General features: G+C 28.9%; 21 protein-coding genes. 10 read left to right on the top strand and 11 right to left on the bottom strand.

Annotation, left to right across the window (positions count from 1 at the left end):
• Window positions 1-103: 103 nt before the first annotated feature.
• From ACFDSN_RS00635 to ACFDSN_RS00655, 5 genes are all read left to right on the top strand, one after another.
• Window positions 104-559, top strand: coding sequence for a DUF4442 domain-containing protein (locus tag ACFDSN_RS00635; protein ID WP_375237880.1), 456 nt, complete (start codon window positions 104-106; stop codon window positions 557-559).
• Window positions 560-647: 88 nt separating this feature from the next.
• A complete protein-coding gene (locus ACFDSN_RS00640) occupies window positions 648-1,445 on the top strand; it encodes a TIGR00266 family protein (RefSeq protein ID WP_375237881.1) in 798 nt (265 codons plus the stop codon).
• 128 nt (window positions 1,446-1,573) lie between these two features.
• Window positions 1,574-1,768, top strand: a complete 195-nt coding sequence (locus ACFDSN_RS00645) for a hypothetical protein (protein ID WP_375237882.1) — start codon at window positions 1,574-1,576, stop codon at window positions 1,766-1,768.
• 149 nt (window positions 1,769-1,917) lie between these two features.
• The gene (locus ACFDSN_RS00650; RefSeq protein ID WP_375237883.1) at window positions 1,918-2,226 is read left to right on the top strand and encodes a hypothetical protein; all 309 of its coding nucleotides are present in this window, start codon (window positions 1,918-1,920) and stop codon (window positions 2,224-2,226) included.
• Window positions 2,227-2,407: 181 nt separating this feature from the next.
• Complete coding sequence (locus ACFDSN_RS00655) at window positions 2,408-3,445, top strand: transporter (protein ID WP_375237884.1); 1,038 nt, start codon at window positions 2,408-2,410, stop codon at window positions 3,443-3,445.
• Between the two features lie 92 nt (window positions 3,446-3,537).
• Here the strand turns inward: ACFDSN_RS00655 and ACFDSN_RS00660 are convergent, their stop codons facing one another.
• Window positions 3,538-4,479: a LysR family transcriptional regulator gene (locus ACFDSN_RS00660; protein ID WP_375237885.1), complete on the bottom strand. Its 942-nt coding sequence runs from the start codon at window positions 4,477-4,479 to the stop codon at window positions 3,538-3,540.
• 102 nt (window positions 4,480-4,581) lie between these two features.
• On the opposite strand from ACFDSN_RS00660, the gene ACFDSN_RS00665 reads away from it, so the two are divergent.
• Complete coding sequence (locus ACFDSN_RS00665; RefSeq protein WP_375237886.1) at window positions 4,582-5,052, top strand: Dps family protein; 471 nt, start codon at window positions 4,582-4,584, stop codon at window positions 5,050-5,052.
• Between the two features lie 7 nt (window positions 5,053-5,059).
• Here ACFDSN_RS00665 and ACFDSN_RS00670 read toward each other — a convergent pair whose 3' ends face one another.
• The 6 genes from ACFDSN_RS00670 to ACFDSN_RS00695 all read right to left on the bottom strand — a co-directional run bounded on the left by ACFDSN_RS00670 (window position 5,060) and on the right by ACFDSN_RS00695 (window position 11,370).
• Entirely contained in the window at window positions 5,060-6,391 is a 1,332-nt protein-coding gene (locus tag ACFDSN_RS00670) for a DUF58 domain-containing protein (RefSeq protein WP_375237887.1), read from the bottom strand.
• Between the two features lie 86 nt (window positions 6,392-6,477).
• Window positions 6,478-7,515, bottom strand: coding sequence for an AAA family ATPase (locus tag ACFDSN_RS00675; RefSeq protein WP_375237888.1), 1,038 nt, complete (start codon window positions 7,513-7,515; stop codon window positions 6,478-6,480).
• 2 nt (window positions 7,516-7,517) lie between these two features.
• Window positions 7,518-8,714: a DUF4350 domain-containing protein gene (locus ACFDSN_RS00680; protein ID WP_375237889.1), complete on the bottom strand. Its 1,197-nt coding sequence runs from the start codon at window positions 8,712-8,714 to the stop codon at window positions 7,518-7,520.
• The gene (locus ACFDSN_RS00685; protein ID WP_375237890.1) at window positions 8,711-9,460 is read right to left on the bottom strand and encodes a DUF4129 domain-containing protein; all 750 of its coding nucleotides are present in this window, start codon (window positions 9,458-9,460) and stop codon (window positions 8,711-8,713) included. The genes ACFDSN_RS00680 and ACFDSN_RS00685 overlap by 4 nt, the downstream gene beginning before the upstream one ends.
• Window positions 9,450-10,400: a hypothetical protein gene (locus ACFDSN_RS00690; protein ID WP_375237891.1), complete on the bottom strand. Its 951-nt coding sequence runs from the start codon at window positions 10,398-10,400 to the stop codon at window positions 9,450-9,452. The genes ACFDSN_RS00685 and ACFDSN_RS00690 overlap by 11 nt, the downstream gene beginning before the upstream one ends.
• Window positions 10,387-11,370: a stage II sporulation protein M gene (locus tag ACFDSN_RS00695; protein WP_375237892.1), complete on the bottom strand. Its 984-nt coding sequence runs from the start codon at window positions 11,368-11,370 to the stop codon at window positions 10,387-10,389. The genes ACFDSN_RS00690 and ACFDSN_RS00695 overlap by 14 nt, the downstream gene beginning before the upstream one ends.
• 71 nt (window positions 11,371-11,441) lie before the next feature.
• Here ACFDSN_RS00695 and ACFDSN_RS00700 point away from each other — a divergent pair, with 71 nt between their 5' ends.
• Both ACFDSN_RS00700 and ACFDSN_RS00705 read left to right on the top strand, forming a co-directional pair.
• Window positions 11,442-12,188: an RDD family protein gene (locus tag ACFDSN_RS00700; RefSeq protein WP_375237893.1), complete on the top strand. Its 747-nt coding sequence runs from the start codon at window positions 11,442-11,444 to the stop codon at window positions 12,186-12,188.
• A complete protein-coding gene (locus ACFDSN_RS00705) occupies window positions 12,188-12,787 on the top strand; it encodes a trimeric intracellular cation channel family protein (RefSeq protein ID WP_375237894.1) in 600 nt (199 codons plus the stop codon). The genes ACFDSN_RS00700 and ACFDSN_RS00705 overlap by 1 nt, the downstream gene beginning before the upstream one ends.
• An 8-nt stretch (window positions 12,788-12,795) precedes the next feature.
• On the opposite strand, the gene ACFDSN_RS00710 is transcribed toward ACFDSN_RS00705, so the two are convergent.
• Window positions 12,796-13,491: a peptidylprolyl isomerase gene (locus ACFDSN_RS00710; RefSeq protein ID WP_375237895.1), complete on the bottom strand. Its 696-nt coding sequence runs from the start codon at window positions 13,489-13,491 to the stop codon at window positions 12,796-12,798.
• 1 nt (window position 13,492) lies between these two features.
• Between ACFDSN_RS00710 and ACFDSN_RS00715 the strand changes: the two genes are divergently transcribed.
• Window positions 13,493-14,134, top strand: coding sequence for an NUDIX hydrolase (locus ACFDSN_RS00715; RefSeq protein WP_375237896.1), 642 nt, complete (start codon window positions 13,493-13,495; stop codon window positions 14,132-14,134).
• 45 nt (window positions 14,135-14,179) lie between these two features.
• A complete protein-coding gene (locus tag ACFDSN_RS00720; protein WP_375237897.1) occupies window positions 14,180-14,983 on the top strand; it encodes a lysophospholipid acyltransferase family protein in 804 nt (267 codons plus the stop codon).
• A 198-nt stretch (window positions 14,984-15,181) separates the two neighbouring features.
• On the opposite strand, the gene ACFDSN_RS00725 is transcribed toward ACFDSN_RS00720, so the two are convergent.
• From ACFDSN_RS00725 to ACFDSN_RS00735, 3 genes are all read right to left on the bottom strand, one after another.
• Window positions 15,182-15,811, bottom strand: a complete 630-nt coding sequence (locus ACFDSN_RS00725) for a hypothetical protein (RefSeq protein ID WP_375237898.1) — start codon at window positions 15,809-15,811, stop codon at window positions 15,182-15,184.
• A gap of 147 nt (window positions 15,812-15,958) precedes the next feature.
• Window positions 15,959-16,591 (bottom strand): hypothetical protein, encoded by a 633-nt coding sequence (locus ACFDSN_RS00730; protein ID WP_375237899.1) that lies wholly within the window; start codon window positions 16,589-16,591, stop codon window positions 15,959-15,961.
• A gap of 3 nt (window positions 16,592-16,594) precedes the next feature.
• Window positions 16,595-17,089: an RNA polymerase sigma factor gene (locus ACFDSN_RS00735; RefSeq protein WP_375237900.1), complete on the bottom strand. Its 495-nt coding sequence runs from the start codon at window positions 17,087-17,089 to the stop codon at window positions 16,595-16,597.
• Between the last annotated feature and the right edge of the window lie 108 nt (window positions 17,090-17,197).

The raw sequence follows: 17,197 nt of genomic DNA on the forward strand, positions 1-17,197 counted from the left end.
CTATTGAAAGGTATTATGCAATACAAAGTACTAAAATTTAACATTTTGTTAACATTTACAAAGTCGTTTATTTTGATTAATTTAGCTAAAAATCAAAATATAAATGAAGCTAACACCAAGTAAACTCAATAGTTTTACCGCAATAAAATTACCATCGGCATTTTTATGTGGCGTACGTACTAAAGTTTTAAATAATAAACAATGTATTACAACAGTAAAGCACAGATGGATAAATCAAAATCCTTTTAAATCTATGTTTTGGGCTGTTCAAGGTATGGCAGCAGAGTTTTCTACTGGTGCATTAATGATAGCTAAAATCCAAGAAAGTGGTAAAAAAGTATCTATGTTAGTGACTTCTAATAATGCTACATTTACTAAAAAAGCAACAGGAAAAATTACGTTTACGTGTAATGATGGTTTAAAAGCTAGTGAGATTCTAGAAAAAGCAATTTCTACAGGTGAAGGACAAACTTTTTGGATGAAATCTGTTGGAACAAACGAAGCTGGCGTAATAGTGTCAACTTTTAATTTTGAATGGTCTGTTAAAGAGAAGAGCTAATATGTAGTATAAAAAAAATAAATCATTCTAGCAACTGTAACAAATTTCTGATTTAAACTACATATAAATTGAACTAAAAACTTTATAAATGAACGCACACGAAATAGATTACGAAATTTTTGGAGAGGAAATGCAATATGTAGAAATAGAACTAGATCCACAAGAAGCTGTTATAGCAGAATCTGGAAGTTTTATGATGATGGATGATGGTATTAAAATGGAAACCCTTTTTGGCGATGGTTCTCAAAAAGACTCTGGATTTTTAGGAAAAATTCTTGGTGCAGGAAAAAGAATTCTTACTGGCGAAAGTTTATTTATGACTGCTTTTTACAATAATATAGTAGGAAAACGTAAAATATCTTTTGCATCGCCTTATCCAGGGAAAATTGTACCTATAGATTTAACAGAATACAATGGGAAATTTATTTGTCAGAAAGATGCCTTTTTATGTGCAGCAAAAGGCGTTAGTATTGGTGTAGAGTTTAGTAAAAAAATTGGTCGTGGGCTTTTTGGAGGCGAAGGATTTATAATGCAAAAATTAGAAGGCAATGGAATGTCTTTTGTTCATGCTGGTGGAACTTTAGCGAGAAAAGAACTTAAGTCCGGAGAAGTTTTACGTGTAGATACAGGCTGTATTGTTGGATTTACTCAAACCGTAAATTATGATATAGAGTTTGTTGGCGGAATAAAAAATACCGTTTTTGGTGGCGAAGGATTATTTTTTGCAACACTTGAAGGTCCAGGAATAGTTTATATACAATCTTTACCTTTTAGTAGATTAGCAGGACGCGTTTTAGCAAGTTTACCTAGAGGAGGAAACAGTAAAGGCGAAGGTAGTATTTTAGGAGGTTTAGGAAACCTTTTAGATGGTGATAATAAGTTTTAGTTAATAACTTTGTTAATATTGTATTAAAGTCGCAATAAAAAGACTATAATTTTTATTATCTTTAAATCTGAATAATATAAAACAAATTGCTTATAGTTTAAAAACTACTTTAACTAAATCTATTAATTATGGCAAGAGCAATGTTTGAGTACACTAAAACCGTACTCAATAAAGTAAGTTTTGATGCTAATTTATTTTGTAAAGAAGTAGAAAAAGCCTTAAAAAGATTACTTCCTTACGAGATTGAAGAACTTAAAATATTTATTCAATCTTTAGCAATAAAAAATCCAGAATTAGGTCAATGCTTACTTCAATTAAAATAAACAAAACGCAACCATTAATTTGGTTGCTTTTTTTATGCGTTTTTGATTTCTAGTTTTATATTTGTGTAAAATTTTTCACACTGAAAAAATTAGCTGTCATACTTTTATTTTTAGCATTTGCTATTAGGCCAATTTACTTTGTTGGTTACGTGGCATATTTTCAGTTGAATATAGATTATATAGTAGATACTTATTGTGTAAATAAAGATGTTCCAGAATTGAAATGTAATGGAAAGTGTCATTTAACAAAACAACTTACAGTTACACCTACTAACTCAACAAATGAAACAGCAGTTCTAAATACTATTTCAGAAGCTTTTTATCCTTTGTACTTTCAAGAATTTACTTTAGAGAAGACTAAAGAACAGTATTTTGTTAGTGATAAACCTTTTTTTTATTACTCATTAAAAAATTACACTTCATTTCTTAATTGTAGTTTAAAGCCACCGCAAGTTTAGTTTAACTTAAAAACATATAATTATTATGTAATTAAGGGTTTAGTAATCCTAAATCTAAAGTTTACATACAAAAAATTAATGCCTTTTTGTATTTGAAAAGATTACGCTTTTTTCAAGTAGAGGCACTATTTGTCTGTAAAATAATAAAACTATTCACAATACAATAAATATTCATTATAAAATGAAACATACCTTATACGCCTTATTTTTTATGGCTACAAGCCTTATTATGGCTCAAACTGAAACAACAAAAGATACAATAATAAATTATTCTGGGAGCAGACCAGATGGACATGCACCGATTTCTGTTATGGGAGATCATACTCACGGAAAAGGAGAGTTTATGTTGTCTTATAAATTTATGCAAATGAATATGGAAGACATTTTAGTAGGAAACAATAATGCTTCTTCAGAATCTTTATTAATGCCAAATGGAGGAGCTTATATGGTAACACCATTAAATATGCCAATGCAGATGCATATGTTTGGTGCAATGTATGCACCAAGTAATAATACAACATTATATGTAATGGCCAATTATATGTCTATGGAAATGGATCATATTACAGCTATGAATATGTCTTTTACAACAAAATCTTCTGGATTAGGAGATACTAAGGTTGGTATTTTATATAATTTTTGGAAAAAGAAACGTAGTAAAATTCACGGAAATTTTGGTTTGTCATTACCTACGGGTAGTATAGATAATGAAGATGTTACACCAGCATCTGGAGGAAACAATGTTATTTTACCTTATCCAATGCAAACTGGAAGTGGTACCATAGATTTAGATTTAGGTGCTACTTATTTAACACAAGGTGATGTATGGTCTTTTGGTTCTCAGCTAAAAGGCTTAATTAGAGTAGATGAAAACAATAATGGTTATACATTAGGTAATCGTTATAGTTTAAACAATTGGTTTGCTGTTAAGGCTAATAATTGGATTAGTTTTTCTGCACGTTTAGAAGGTGTTTTTGTAGAAGGTATTAAAAGTGCTAATCCAGATTTAAACCCAAATATGATTATTACGGCAAACACGTCTAATTCTGGTGGAGAGTTTATAAACTCTGGTTTAGGAGTTAATTTTTATGTGCCAAAAGGACCATTTAAAAACCTACGCTTAGGTTTAGAATATGCAGAACCTTTATTTCAAAATGTAAATGGAATTCAATTAAAAACCGAAGAAACATTTACTGCTGGATTACAGTATGCATTTTAACTTAGTTAAGTTCTAAATAAAAAAAGGCAACCTAATTAGGTTGTCTTTTTTTTACATCTTTTACTAAAGAGATATAATAAAGCTAAAGTTGATTATTTTTTTGCTAAAGGACTAATTATTTGAACATTTTGAAACGCAATTGCACCTCTTACTACACCAGATATAGTGTCTCTTAAAGCTTCAATAATTTGCATTTTAAGCTCGGATTTATGATAAATAACACTGACTTCTCTTGCTGGAGACGGATCGTTGAAATAATGTAATTTTGCTTTTTGAACTTCGTTTAATTCTAATGTATGTAAGTATGGTAAAAGCGTCATTCCTAGACCTTCATTAGATAACTTAATTAGAGTTTCTATACTTCCACTTTCTAACTGAAATGTTTCGTCTTTTTTATTTTTAAAGACTTTGCATAAGTTAATTACACCATCTCTAAAACAATGTCCATCTTCTAATAGAAGCATATCTTCAAGATCCAAATCAGAAACATCTAATTTGGTTTTGCTTTTTAATCTATGATTTTCAGGAATATAACCAACAAATGGTTCGTAATATAAAGGTCGTTCTTTTAAAGTGTCGCATTCTAAAGGCGTAGCTGCTATGGCAGCATCTAAATGTCCATCGTTTAAACGCGAAATAATTTCCTCTGTGGTTAATTCTTCAATTTTAAGTTTAACTTTTGGATATTTTTTAATAAAGTTTTTTAGAAACATTGGTAATAAAGTAGGCATAACCGTTGGGATAATCCCTAATTTAAATTCGCCACCTATAAATCCTTTTTGCTGATCTACAATATCTTGAATTCTATAAGATTCATTTACAATGTTTCTAGCTTGTGCTACTATACGCTTACCAACTTCAGTTAATTCTATAGGCTTTTTACTTCTGTCAAAAATTAAAATATCTAATTGATCTTCTAATTTTTGAATTTGCATACTTAATGTAGGTTGAGTAACAAACCTATGTTCTGCTGCTTTTGTGAAGTTTTGATGTTCTGCAACAGCTAATACGTATTCGAGCTGTGTAATCGTCATAATAATAGTTTTAGACTATAAAAATATAAAAACTATCAATAAAACTTATATTAAATTGATTTTATTTTAAAGTAAATTTGAATAACTTTTAAATAAATAGATATGCAATTAAATAAAATAGGATTAAACCCAGAAAAAGCAAAAGATATTTCTAATCAGTTAAACGAATTATTATCTAATTTTCAGATTTATTATCAAAATCTAAGAGGTATTCATTGGAATATAAAAGGAAATAATTTTTTTGACTTACATGTTAAGTTTGAAGAGTTATATACAGATGCAAATATGAAAGTTGATTTAATTGCTGAGCGTATTTTAACACTTTCTAATACGCCTTTACATACGTTTCAAGATTACATCTCTCATTCTAAAGTTCCAGTTGGAAAAAATGTAAGTAACGATGTTGATGCTGTAAAATTAATTGTAACCTCTTTAAGTGAATTATTAAAATTAGAACGTACTATTTTAGCTGAAGCTGGCGATGCTAACGATGAAGGAACAAACTCAATGATGAGCGATTTTATTGCTGAACAAGAAAAAACCGTTTGGATGATGAATGCTTGGTTGGGATAAGATAACTCTATAACAAACCTCTAGCTTTAATTTCTAAATACTTGTTTATAGTATCAATAGTTAAGTTTTCTGGTGTAGTAAGAATACTGTAAATACCGTATTTTTTTAATTCGTTTACAATAAGACGTTTTTCGAATGCAAACTTCTCGGCAATTACTTTATCGTAAGCCTCTTGTATAGTTTCTGCTTTATTGTCTATGATGTCTTTAAGCTCTGTGTTTTTAAAGAATATAACTACTAATAAATGACTCTTAGATAAACCTTTTAAATACGGTAATTGCCTATGTAAACTATCTAAAGTCTCAAAATTGGTGTAGAGTAGTAGTAAACTTCTATGTGTTATATTTCTTTTTACATCGGCATATAAACGACCAAAATCACTTTCTTTAAAATTGGTTTCTACATTGTATAAACCTTCCAGAATTAAGTTCATTTGTGAGGTCCTGCGTTCTGCAACCACACGATTCTCTACTTTTTTAGAAAAGGTAAAAATCCCAGCTTTATCTTGCTTTTTTAAAGCCACATTACTAATAACTAAAGCAGCATTTATTGCATAATCGACTAATGTTAATCCGTTAAAAGGCATTTTCATGGTACGGCCTTTATCTATAATAGAATATACAGGTTGCGATTTTTCGTCTTGAAACTGATTTACCATTAACTGATTTCTTTTAGCTGTAGCTTTCCAGTTTATAGTTCTTAAATCGTCTCCTAAAACGTAATCTTTAATTTGCTCAAACTCCATAGTGTGACCAAGTTTTCTAACCTTTTTTACGCCATATTGATGTAAGTTATTACTAATGGCTAACAAATCGTATTTACGCAATTGTATAAAACTTGGATAAGTTGGAATCATAGCTTCGTCCGAAAAAATATATCGTCTTGCTACCAATCCAAAAACGGTTTTAGCATAAATATTAAGTTTTCCAAAAGTATATTCGCCACGTTCTGTTGGTCTTAACTCGTATTTTAAATCTAAACTTTTAGACGCTTCTATTTTTTTGTTAATTTCAAAATTTCTGACTTGGAATAGCTCTGGTATTTCGTCTATAATTGTAGTGTAAATTGGTAATGTATAGTAATTCTGAATAGAAAGATTAACATCATTTAAATCGCCATTAGAAAATTTTTCTGGTATAATTCTAGTAGCCTCAAGGCCTTTTTTTGTAAAAAACAACACTAAAGTATCTAAGACTAAAAGCGCTACACAAATTAAAAGTAGGATAGAAGTAATGTTAAGAAATACAGGAAACAAAAAACTAAAAACATACAGTATAACTATGCCTAAACAGGCATAGAAAAAACGATTTTGTATGTAAAATGATTTTAGTTTATTCATTTGAGTTATTATAATAATTCTTCTCTCTTTTTTTGTCATTCTGCGCTACGATGCAAAAACTATGAGTAGTATTTAAAAATATAATTCTATCTAGGAATCTCTACCGTTTCTATAATCTGTTTTATAATCTGTTTTGTTGTTACGCCTTCCATTTCACGTTCTGGAGTTACAATAACTCTATGTTGTAATACAGGAGTTGCAGCTTGTTTAATATCTTCTGGTGTTACAAAATCTCTACCATTCATTGCAGCAAATGCTTTACTTGCTTTTAGTATTGCAATACTTGCTCTTGGAGAAGCGCCTAAATATAAAAACGGGTTACTTCTAGTATTTATAATAATATCTGCAATGTATTTTATAAGGTTTGGCTCAATAATTATTTGAGTTACTAACTTCTGAAAACTCTCTACTTGTGTTTTGCTTAATGTAGCTGTAATTTTATCTGTTTTTTTAGAGTCTTGAAGTGTTTGTTCTCGCATTAAAATTTCAACTTCTTCTTCTGTGTTAGGATAATCTACATCAATTTTAAAAAGAAAACGATCTAATTGTGCTTCTGGCAATCTGTAAGTTCCTTCTTGTTCTATGGGGTTTTGTGTTGCTAAAACTATAAAGGGTAAATCCATTGTATACTTGTTTCCATCTATAGTAATTTGGCGTTCTTCCATAACCTCAAACAAAGCAGCTTGTGTTTTTGCTGGAGCTCTATTAATCTCATCAATTAAAATCATATTAGAGAAAATAGGTCCTTTTTTAAACTCAAATTCCGATGTTTTTATATCAAAAATTGAAGTTCCTAAAATATCACTAGGCATTAAATCTGGTGTAAATTGTATTCTGCTAAAATCTACATCTAAAGATTTTGCTAATAGTTTAGCAGAAACTGTTTTTGCAACACCAGGAACACCTTCAATTAAAGAATGTCCGTTGGCTAAAATAGATGCAATCAGCATATCTATCATTCCTTTTTGCCCAACAATTACTTTGCTGATTTCTGTTCTAATTTGAGAAATTCCAGCTTGTAATTCTGATAAATCTATACGATTTGTAAAACTTAAATTTCCAGATGTGCTTTCAGGATTTAAAGTGTTTTCAAAAGCTTGACTGTCTGTTGTGTTATCTTCCATAATTATGAATTGTAAAAGTCTTCTATTAATGAGTTTAGGTCTAATAAATCTTGCTCTGTACAGTTTGTTTTAGCTCGTAAGTAAGCAATTTTATTAACTAGTATTTTTATGTCTTCGGGTTTTTTACTTGTTTTTAAGGCTAAGTTTTTTACAAACTTATCATCTAAAATTTGAGTGTCTATAAAATAGATGCGTCTTATGTATTCTAGCAAGTAAGTTACTTTTTTAATAATTAAATTATTATGGTCTTTAGTTTCGTAATATAAATTACCTATGGTTTTTATAAAGGCAACTGTGGTGTTTTTGTGTGGTGTAATTACTTTAACAATACGTTGTTTTCTTTTAGCATTAAAAATAATAAAAAGAAATAGGCTTATTAATCCTAAATACCAAGCGTATTTTAATGCTTTTTTACTTAGAATAAAACGAAGTTTTGAGTTCCCTAAGTTTTTACCAACCCTGTTTTTGGATTTGTAGTATATGTTTTTTTCTGGAACATAACCTAGAACAGTTTCTATATAAGATTGATTTTCCTCTTTTAAAATGTTGTAATTAGTAAATGTAACTGGTTGTAAATGAAAGATAAAACTACCAGAACCATAATTTACTTTAGCAAAATTTACATAGGTAGAATCATTAAAAGTTTGTGTTCCTAAAATAGTAGTTGTGTACGGATCTAATTTGTTAAAATAAACATTGTTTGTCCCTTTTTTTAGATGAATTGAATCGTGCTTAAATTTAGGATTAGATAATTTAAAAGTTGCTTCGCCTTTAAAACTAAAACTTGTTTTTGTGTCTAATTTTAAAGAATCTTTAATAATCTCTGGAATTGTATTAGAAGCTAAAAAAGCCGTATTTCCAACAGAAACATAGTATAGCAGTTCGTCTGCAGAAGTACCATCTATTGTAGCGTATTCTTCAATTTGAACTACAGTTCCGTCAATCTTATATTCATCTTCATCAAAATTATAATTTCCATCTAAAAATTCATATATAGTATTATTGAATGTCTCAATTTCTGAATCTGGAAATAAAGACTCTAATTCATTATGAATAACAAAAGTACCATAAGGCGATTTATGTTTTTCGTTATAGGTTTTATTCCAATTAATTGGTTTCTCTGTTGTTGTTTCTATTAAAAAGATAAAACCAATCAATAACACTAAAAGACCTATATAGAATTTTAAACTTTTACTCATTTTAAGTCATTTAAAAAGTTAGTAAAAGCTATCTTGGATTTAGAAAATTCAGTTTCATCTATATTAAACTCACCATACCATATGTAATTATAAAGGTAAGATGTGTATGCAAATTTTTTAGAAACGGTTTCGTCTTTAATCTCGTATTGGTAATCGCTATTTGTTTTTTCTACATCGTAATCTATTAATTCTTTTTGCGCTAATTCTTTTAATAACCATAGGTAGTAATAACGAATTACTAATCTATAATTATTATCCTTTTCAGATGAAGAAATTAATGCTTCAAAATCAGTTTCGTGAATGTTTTGTTCTATAGAAACATTTGGAATAAGGCTCTTGTCTGAAGATTTTCCAAAAACCCATCTGCCTTCTTTGTTAATAATAGCTTTGAAAATAAAATAAATGACTAGTAATGTTATTATAATACCAGCAATATTTATCATATAGTCTGTTACCTTGGATGCTTGACCATCGGATTTTATATCAAACAAATCTTTAAACAGTTCCGAAAGCCACATTTTAAAACGAGTCCACCAACTTAAGTCTGCTTTAGTACGTTCGTAAATAAATTCATCACCGCTATATTTTTTATTTAAATCTTCAAATTTACGAGGATTAACATCAGAATAATCGGTGACTAAAGAATCTACGTTTTTAAATGGGTTTTGATTTTGAGATGCGACAACTTCATTAGCAAAAAAACTAATAAAAAAAATAGAGATTATGTAGAGTAAATTACGCTTCACTAGTACCAATTAAATCAATATCGTTTTTAAGATTTAGATTGTCATTATCTTCTTTAACACCATAATAAACTATACTTTGGTTAATTTGTAAAATGGCATTTATAATAAAACTTACCATAAAATAAACAATAAAAAATACAATAGTTACTATTAGTACACTAATGCTGGACTCTGTATCTCCTTCGTCTAAATTATTTATAGTTGGAGCAGTTAGTGTTGCTCCTAAATTAAAAATAGATTGCAATACACTTAACGATCCTTGAATAATGTATGCCATAAAATAGAAAATCCCCATACAACCAACGCTATGCCAAAATTTTGAAGTAATAATTGTCCAAGCATAACCAAAACTATCTAAGAAGCCACGTTTGTTATCTAGATATTCTAATAAAGTAGCATTATATAAACCAGAAAATAAGCCAATTAATAAAGGTATTAATAGAATGCCAATTATGGTTACCATAAGAATTACTCCAGCTATACCAAATGCTATTCCTAAAGGAATAGCCAATAAAAAGCCTAGAAAAACAAAAACTAATATTTTACCAAAATTAGTTTTATAACTATTTATAATATCTGCTGTTTCAAAGTTAGTACTATTTGTTTTTTCATATAACTTAAAGTAAATAGGTACATAAGCATAAGAAATTGCAGCAAATAGAAAACTTATTAGTATAAATACTAAAATTAGTAGCGCAAATAAAATTGGGTTTTCGTTAATTATACTTTCAAACTGATTAGTTGTTTCAAAACCATACGCAGAATTAAATACGTCTTGTAAAAAATAAGCACTAAATACATAAGCTATTGCAGCCAAAACAATTAAAAAAACACCATTAATTATAAGGTAATGTTTAAAAAAGTGCTTACCATTTTCTTTTATAAAGGTAAATGTGTCTGCAAAAAAGGCTGAGAAATCTCTAGATTTATATAACTGCATTAAGTTGGTTGTTTTGTTGTTTGTTATTTACAATATGTGGATAAATAATATAATAGTAACTAATAATACTTAAGGTAATAAGAATAATTCCAACAGATAGCCAATTAGGCATTGTGTTGGAATAACGTGTAATATAACCTTCTAAAAAACCTGCACAGATAAAAAAAGGAAATAAACTCATTAAAATTTTCACACCTGTTTTTAAACCGGTTTTAAAAGATGTAATCCTAGAATAAGTTTTTGGAAATAAAATACTTGCGCCAATTATAAAACCCGCAGAACCACTAATAACAATAGCAAAAATTTCCATTGCGCCATGTATCCAAATGCCACGAACACTTTCCCATAAAACATCTTCTTTTTGAAACATATATTGAAATGAACCAACCATAAGTCCATTTTCCATCATAATATAACCGGTTCCAAATCCAGCAAATACACCAGTTACAACATTGGCGACACAAACTCTTAAGTTTTTTAATGTTATACCTATAAAACTTCCCCAATTACTTCCAGATTTGTAAATAGCTACCGGATCTCCGTCTTTTATGTTTTCTAAAGTTGTGTTTACATAATTGTCTCCAAGAACTAATCTTACATAAGAATCATCGTAAGCAGAAGATAAGGCACCAATTCCAACAAATACACCAAAAATTAAAAACGCATACAAAACATAGCGTCTATACTCAAACATTATTTGTGGAATTTCTGTTTTAAAGAAATAGATAAACCTATTTTTATCTTGCCTTTTTGTTTTATAAATTTTTTGAAACGCTTTTGCGGCTAAATTATTTAAATATAAAATGGTTTTACTTTTTGGGTAGTAGGTTTGCGCGTAAGACAAATCGTTAACCAAATGCGTGTAAAGAGATGCTAATTCGTCTGGGTTTTTAAGTTCTTTTCCAAAGATAGATTTCTCAAAGTCTAACCATTTATCTTTGTTTTGTTTAATAAAAGCAACTTCTCTCATATAGTTTCAAAACTAAGCATTTTTTTAACTTTTTTAAATATATTTGAATAGAATTTATTTCGATTTTTTAAATGACGCAAATAGCCATAAATACCACACAAAATGTAAATATTAATTTTGAAGCAGCTTCTGTTGGTGAGCGAATTTTGGGCTATTTAATAGATTTTATAATTAAGATTGCTTATTCAGTTGCGATTTTACTATTATTATTTAATGTCTTTGAATTTGATGATACTATACGTGATTGGGATTATTGGTCAACATTTTCTATAATTGCAATCATTTTATCTCCAGCAATCTTCTATACAGTAACCTTAGAAAGTCTTTTAAACGGACAAACCATTGGTAAACGTATAATGAAAACCCAAGTGGTTAAAATTGATGGATACCAAGCCTCTTTACCAGATTTTATAACACGTTGGTTTTTCTTTATTTTAGATTTTTATACGTTTAGTGGTGTTATTGGAATTATATGTATTGTTTCTACTAAAAAAAGTCAGAGATTAGGAGATATTGCAGCAGGAACTAGTGTGATTTCTATTAAAAATAAAGTGAATATTTCTCATACTATTTTAGAGAATTTAGAAGAAGCATATCTACCAACATATCCAAATGTGATTAAACTATCCGATAACGATGCGCGAATTATTAAGGATACATTTATTAGAGCAAGAGATTCTAAAGATTATGCAACCTTAATTAAATTAAGACAAAAAATTGTAGAAGTGGTTGAAGTTAAAGAACAAATACAATCTAACGATGTAGAGTTCATTTCAGTCATTTTAAAAGATTATAACTATTATACACAAAATATGTAATGTTCTATATATTAGATGTTTTAGGAACTGTTTCTTTTGCTATTTCTGGTGTTTTAATAGCAATGAATAAACGAATGGATGTTTTTGGTGTTTTAATTATTGCATTTGTAACAGCTATTGGTGGCGGAACTTTAAGAGATGTTTTAATTGGAGAAACACCAGTAAATTGGATGCAAGATATGACTTATGGTTATGTTATTCTAGCATCTACTTTTCTAACTATTTTATTTAAATCTAAAATAGATTATTTAAGAACATCATTGTTTTTATTTGATACTATTGGAATTGGTTTATATACAATTGTTGGAGTAGAAAAAGGGATAAGCGTAGGCTTACATCCTATAATATGCGTAGCCTTAGGTACAATTAGTGCTTGTTTTGGTGGTGTTATTAGGGATATTTTATGCAATGAAATTCCTGTAATTTTCAGAAAAGAGGTTTATGCAACAGCCTGTATACTTGGTGGAATTTCTTATTTTTTATTAAAATTACTGCCTTTGGAAAACAATCTTATATTTATAATAGCAGGTTTAGTCGTTATTTTAGTTAGGATTATAGCTGTTAAATTTAAAATAAGCTTACCAAGTCTTTACAAGTAATTTTATGACTAATCAATAATTTCTACTTTTTTAATATAGATGTTGTGTAAAGGCCAATCAGATTCGTCTGTGTCAACACTATTAATTTCATCTACAACATCTAAGCCTTTAGTTACTTTACCAAAAATAGTGTAGTTACCATCTAAATGATAACTGTCTTTTTGTACAATAAAAAATTCGTATGGCGATGCTAATTTGTGTGGGTTTTCTATATCGCTACTAGGCATAGAAATTACACCTCTATGGTGTTTAAAACCACGTTTTGTGTCTGTTGGTAAAAGATAATGTCCAATTTTTCGTCGTTTTCTGGCAACTTCTATATCGTCTGTATTTCCACCTTGAATAATGAAATTTTTAATAACTCTGTGGAATTGTGTATTATCAAAAGCTTTAAGTTTTGTTAAGTAAATAAAGTTAGCACGATGGAATTTCGTTTTATTAAATAATTCAATTTCAATAATACCTTTTGTAGTAGTTAATCTAACGTTTTGTTCTTTGTTTTCTTTCTCATATTCCAGAAAAAAGTCCATAGCATTAGTTTTGTCTAAATACGGAAACTCGGTTTTTATAGGTGTAATTGAATCTATTTTTATACCTTTAGTAACTAGTGGACTGTTTTCTTGATGATTTTCTTCTTGTTTAGAAGTTCCATTTTTACAAGAACACAACGCTAAAAAAAGAAACCAACCAACTAATAAACGCATAATGAATTTTGATGAATTTGTTACATTAGTTTCAAAAGTAAAAAATATTACGCTTCCAGCAGAAAAATCTCATCTTAAAATGGTGCCACCATACAGAGAAGATTTAATCAAACAACAAGCAGGTAATATAGCAAATGCTCGTAAAGCTGCTGTTATGGCTTTGTTTTATCCAAATTCAAGCAATCAAACGTATTTGGTGCTTATTTTAAGAAAAACATATAAAGGTGTGCATTCTGCACAAATTGGTTTTCCAGGAGGAAAGGTAGAGTTAGAAGATAAAGATTTAGAATATACAGCCTTAAGAGAAACCTTTGAAGAAGTTGGTGTTCCAATAGATTATATTACACCTTTAAAAGCTCTAACAAAAGTGTATATTCCGCCAAGTAATTTTTATGTATCTCCTTTTTTAGGAATTAGTAAAAGCACACCATTGTTTGTAAAGCAAGATGATGAAGTAGAAGAAATTCTAGAAGTAAAGCTTCAAGATTTTTTAGATGATAAGAACTTAAAAACCAAAGAAGTACAATTAAAAGATAAGTCGCAATTTAATGTACCAGCTATGGAGTTAAACAACCATTTAGTTTGGGGCGCAACAGCAATGATGCTTAGCGAGGTAAAAGACTTGTTAAAATCTGTGCTTTAACCTCTAATTTTTATACATTAGCGACCTCAAAATCAACTAAAAACTATGGGGTTATTTAAAAAAAATCCTTTCGGACATAATTTATTTATTAAAAAATGGCTAATTCGTATTCTTGGAGCTTTGTCTCATAGACGTTTTAGAGGTTTTAACGACTTACAAATTGAAGGTTCAGAAATAATAAAAGAATTACCAGATACAAATGTCTTGTTTATATCTAATCATCAAACCTATTTTGCAGATGTAGTTTCTATGTTTCATGTATTTAATGCAAGTTTAAAAGGAAGAGGAGATTCTATAAAAAATGTAGGTTACCTTTGGAATCCTAAGCTTAATATGTATTATGTGGCAGCAAAAGAAACTATGCGTTCTGGTATTTTACCAAAAATTTTAGCTTACGTAGGTTCTATATCTATAGAACGTACATGGAGAAGTGAAGGTAAAGATGTAAATCGCCAAGTTAAAATGAGCGATATTTCTGCTATAAGTAAAGCTTTAGACGATGGTTGGGTTATTACATTTCCGCAAGGAACAACGACACCTTTTAAACCAATTAGAAAAGGAACAGCACATATTATTAAGCGCTATAAACCAGTTGTAGTACCAATTGGTATAGATGGTTTTAGACGTAGTTTTGATAAGAAAGGTTTACGTATTAATAAGAAAAATATTCTGCAATCTTTTGAAATTAAAGAACCACTTAAAATAGATTACGATAACGAAAGTATAGCAGATATTGTTGAAAAAATAGAATACGCAATAGAACAACATCCATCTTTTTTAAAGGTATTAACGCCAGAGCAAATTCAAGAACAAGAAGAATTAAATGAGTTGCGTGGTGGAGCCGTTTAGTTTTTTAGTAAACTTATTTAAAGGGTTCGTTTAACTGCTAAAGTTATGGTTAGTGCTGCGCGGAAGTTCAGCGAACTTCAAGCCAGCACAAGTAAAAGCTTTTGGCGTTTTTTATGTTTAGTAGTTAAAAATAAGAAAAAAGCTTTTGCGACAATGTAAATCATCCAACATTTCGGCTATCACTCGCTCCCGCATTAATTATAGTCCTTGTTGTGCATTGTTTTTTTTCTGTATTTCTATCTTTTCAAAAGTTCTAATACAGCTAATTAACATTGACATATTCTTTTTTAAATTATCATTTAAAGTAGAAGTTGCAGTAATATTATAGAAAACATCAGTTTCATCAGCTTCTAATACAAACATTATAAAATCTGTTTTTCCATACTCTTCTGTCTCAGGATTTGTGTGAAGAAAAAATGAATCATATTCTAAAATGCTAGAAATTCCTGATTCAAGAATTTCTACACCGATAAAATCTCTGACAACGTAAATGGAATGATTAAATGCAGACTCAAGATTTACATTTTTTTTGTGTCCTCTTACTTTTTGAATAGATATCCAGTTTTGGTTTCCATTTTCATCTTTTTTGGATTTTATATCCAAACTTAAGATAACACTCTCGAAAACATTTTTTTCAGTTTTATATTCTTTAATTTTAGTATTATATCCTTTTGGGATTGATATTTTAAAATCAAGTTTTTCGTCAATTATTTGCCTTTTTGCAAATTTTATTGGGGTATTTGAATATTGATTTAGTGTATTGTATTCTTTTGGATTACAAGAAAATATCATAAGAATGATTAATAATATAAAGTATATTTTTCTCATAAGTGTTTAATGATGCATAACAAGATGATATGAACACGTTTTAATGTTTTATATCAGTAGCTAAACGAAGTTAGCTTAAAAATATAACAAAGTCAAGTTTTGTAAAATCAAACTATTGAAAGCTGTTTATAAAAAATAGAAATTAATTTAAACCTCTAACTTCTTTAATTCTTTATAATTATGATTTAATTGCTTTAATAAAATACCGTAAAGTAATTTGTAAAACAACCAGAAAAATCCAAGAACAACAGCAACTATAAACACAACGGTTAGTATAGATGTTATTAATTGGATATGGCTAAAACTCTCTATAGAACTTGATAATTGTGGATTGTTTTTAATAGAAAAGCTTAAAGAAAAAGGTATGGTTAGCAGAATGGCTGCTAAGTTATAGATAACATAACATTTTACAATTTTTCTAGTTTTTAAAATGTTTTGCATTAAAACCTTTGTGGAATCTGTAGTAGAAATGTTTCTATAAGATTTGTATAGTAAATAAATAAATAGAAATACAATACCAAAAGTAAAAATGCTAATTGCAGTATAAACGGCTTCGCTACCAAAGGCTGCTCTAATTTTAGCTTCGTAGTCTGGAGATACAAAAGGAATAAAATTTAGTAAAACCCAAAAGGCTAATTCGGCAATACTAATATAAAAAAGCGTTTTCACAATAGAAGACGACTTTTTATGTAGCATACTTGTTAAATCTTTAGTAGAAAAGGTTTTATGCTTGTTTTTGGTTTGTTTCCAGTGACCTTTTAATAATTCTAATTCATCCATAGTTTACGGATTTAAAATGGTTCTTAACTTAGTTTTTACTCTATTCATCTTCACACGTGCATTCACTTCAGTAATTCCCAATGTTTCACTTATTTCGGTGTAATTTTTTTCTTCCAGATATAAAAACACCAATGCTTTATCTATGTCGTTTAATTGGTGTACAGCTTGGTAAAGTAGCTTTAATTGTTGCTCCTCAGTATCATCATATTCTTCAGCAGAAATTTTAAATTCTACAGCATCAAATTCTTGAGTTGCAATTCTTCGTTTAGACTTTCTGTATAATGTTATGGCTGTATTTAAGCCAATTCTATACATCCAAGTGCTAAACTTAGCATCGCCACGAAACTTAGGAAATGCTTTCCATAGTTGAATGGTTATTTCTTGAAATAAATCGTTATGAGCATCATAATTATTAGTGTAAAGCCTACAGACTTTGTGCACAATATTCTGATGCTTTTCAAGAAGCGAAACAAATTCTACTCTATTAGTACTATCCAATGATTGTTTTTGGTTTGGTTATTATATAAGTAATGTAAAATTACATTTTGTTACACTTATTTTAGTCTTTTTTTCAAAAAAATACAATTCAGCTTAAAAATACAACAG

It is taken from the genome of Aurantibacter sp., from assembly GCF_042094015.1.
In the GTDB taxonomy this organism is placed as follows: Bacteria; Bacteroidota; Bacteroidia; order Flavobacteriales; family Flavobacteriaceae; genus Aurantibacter.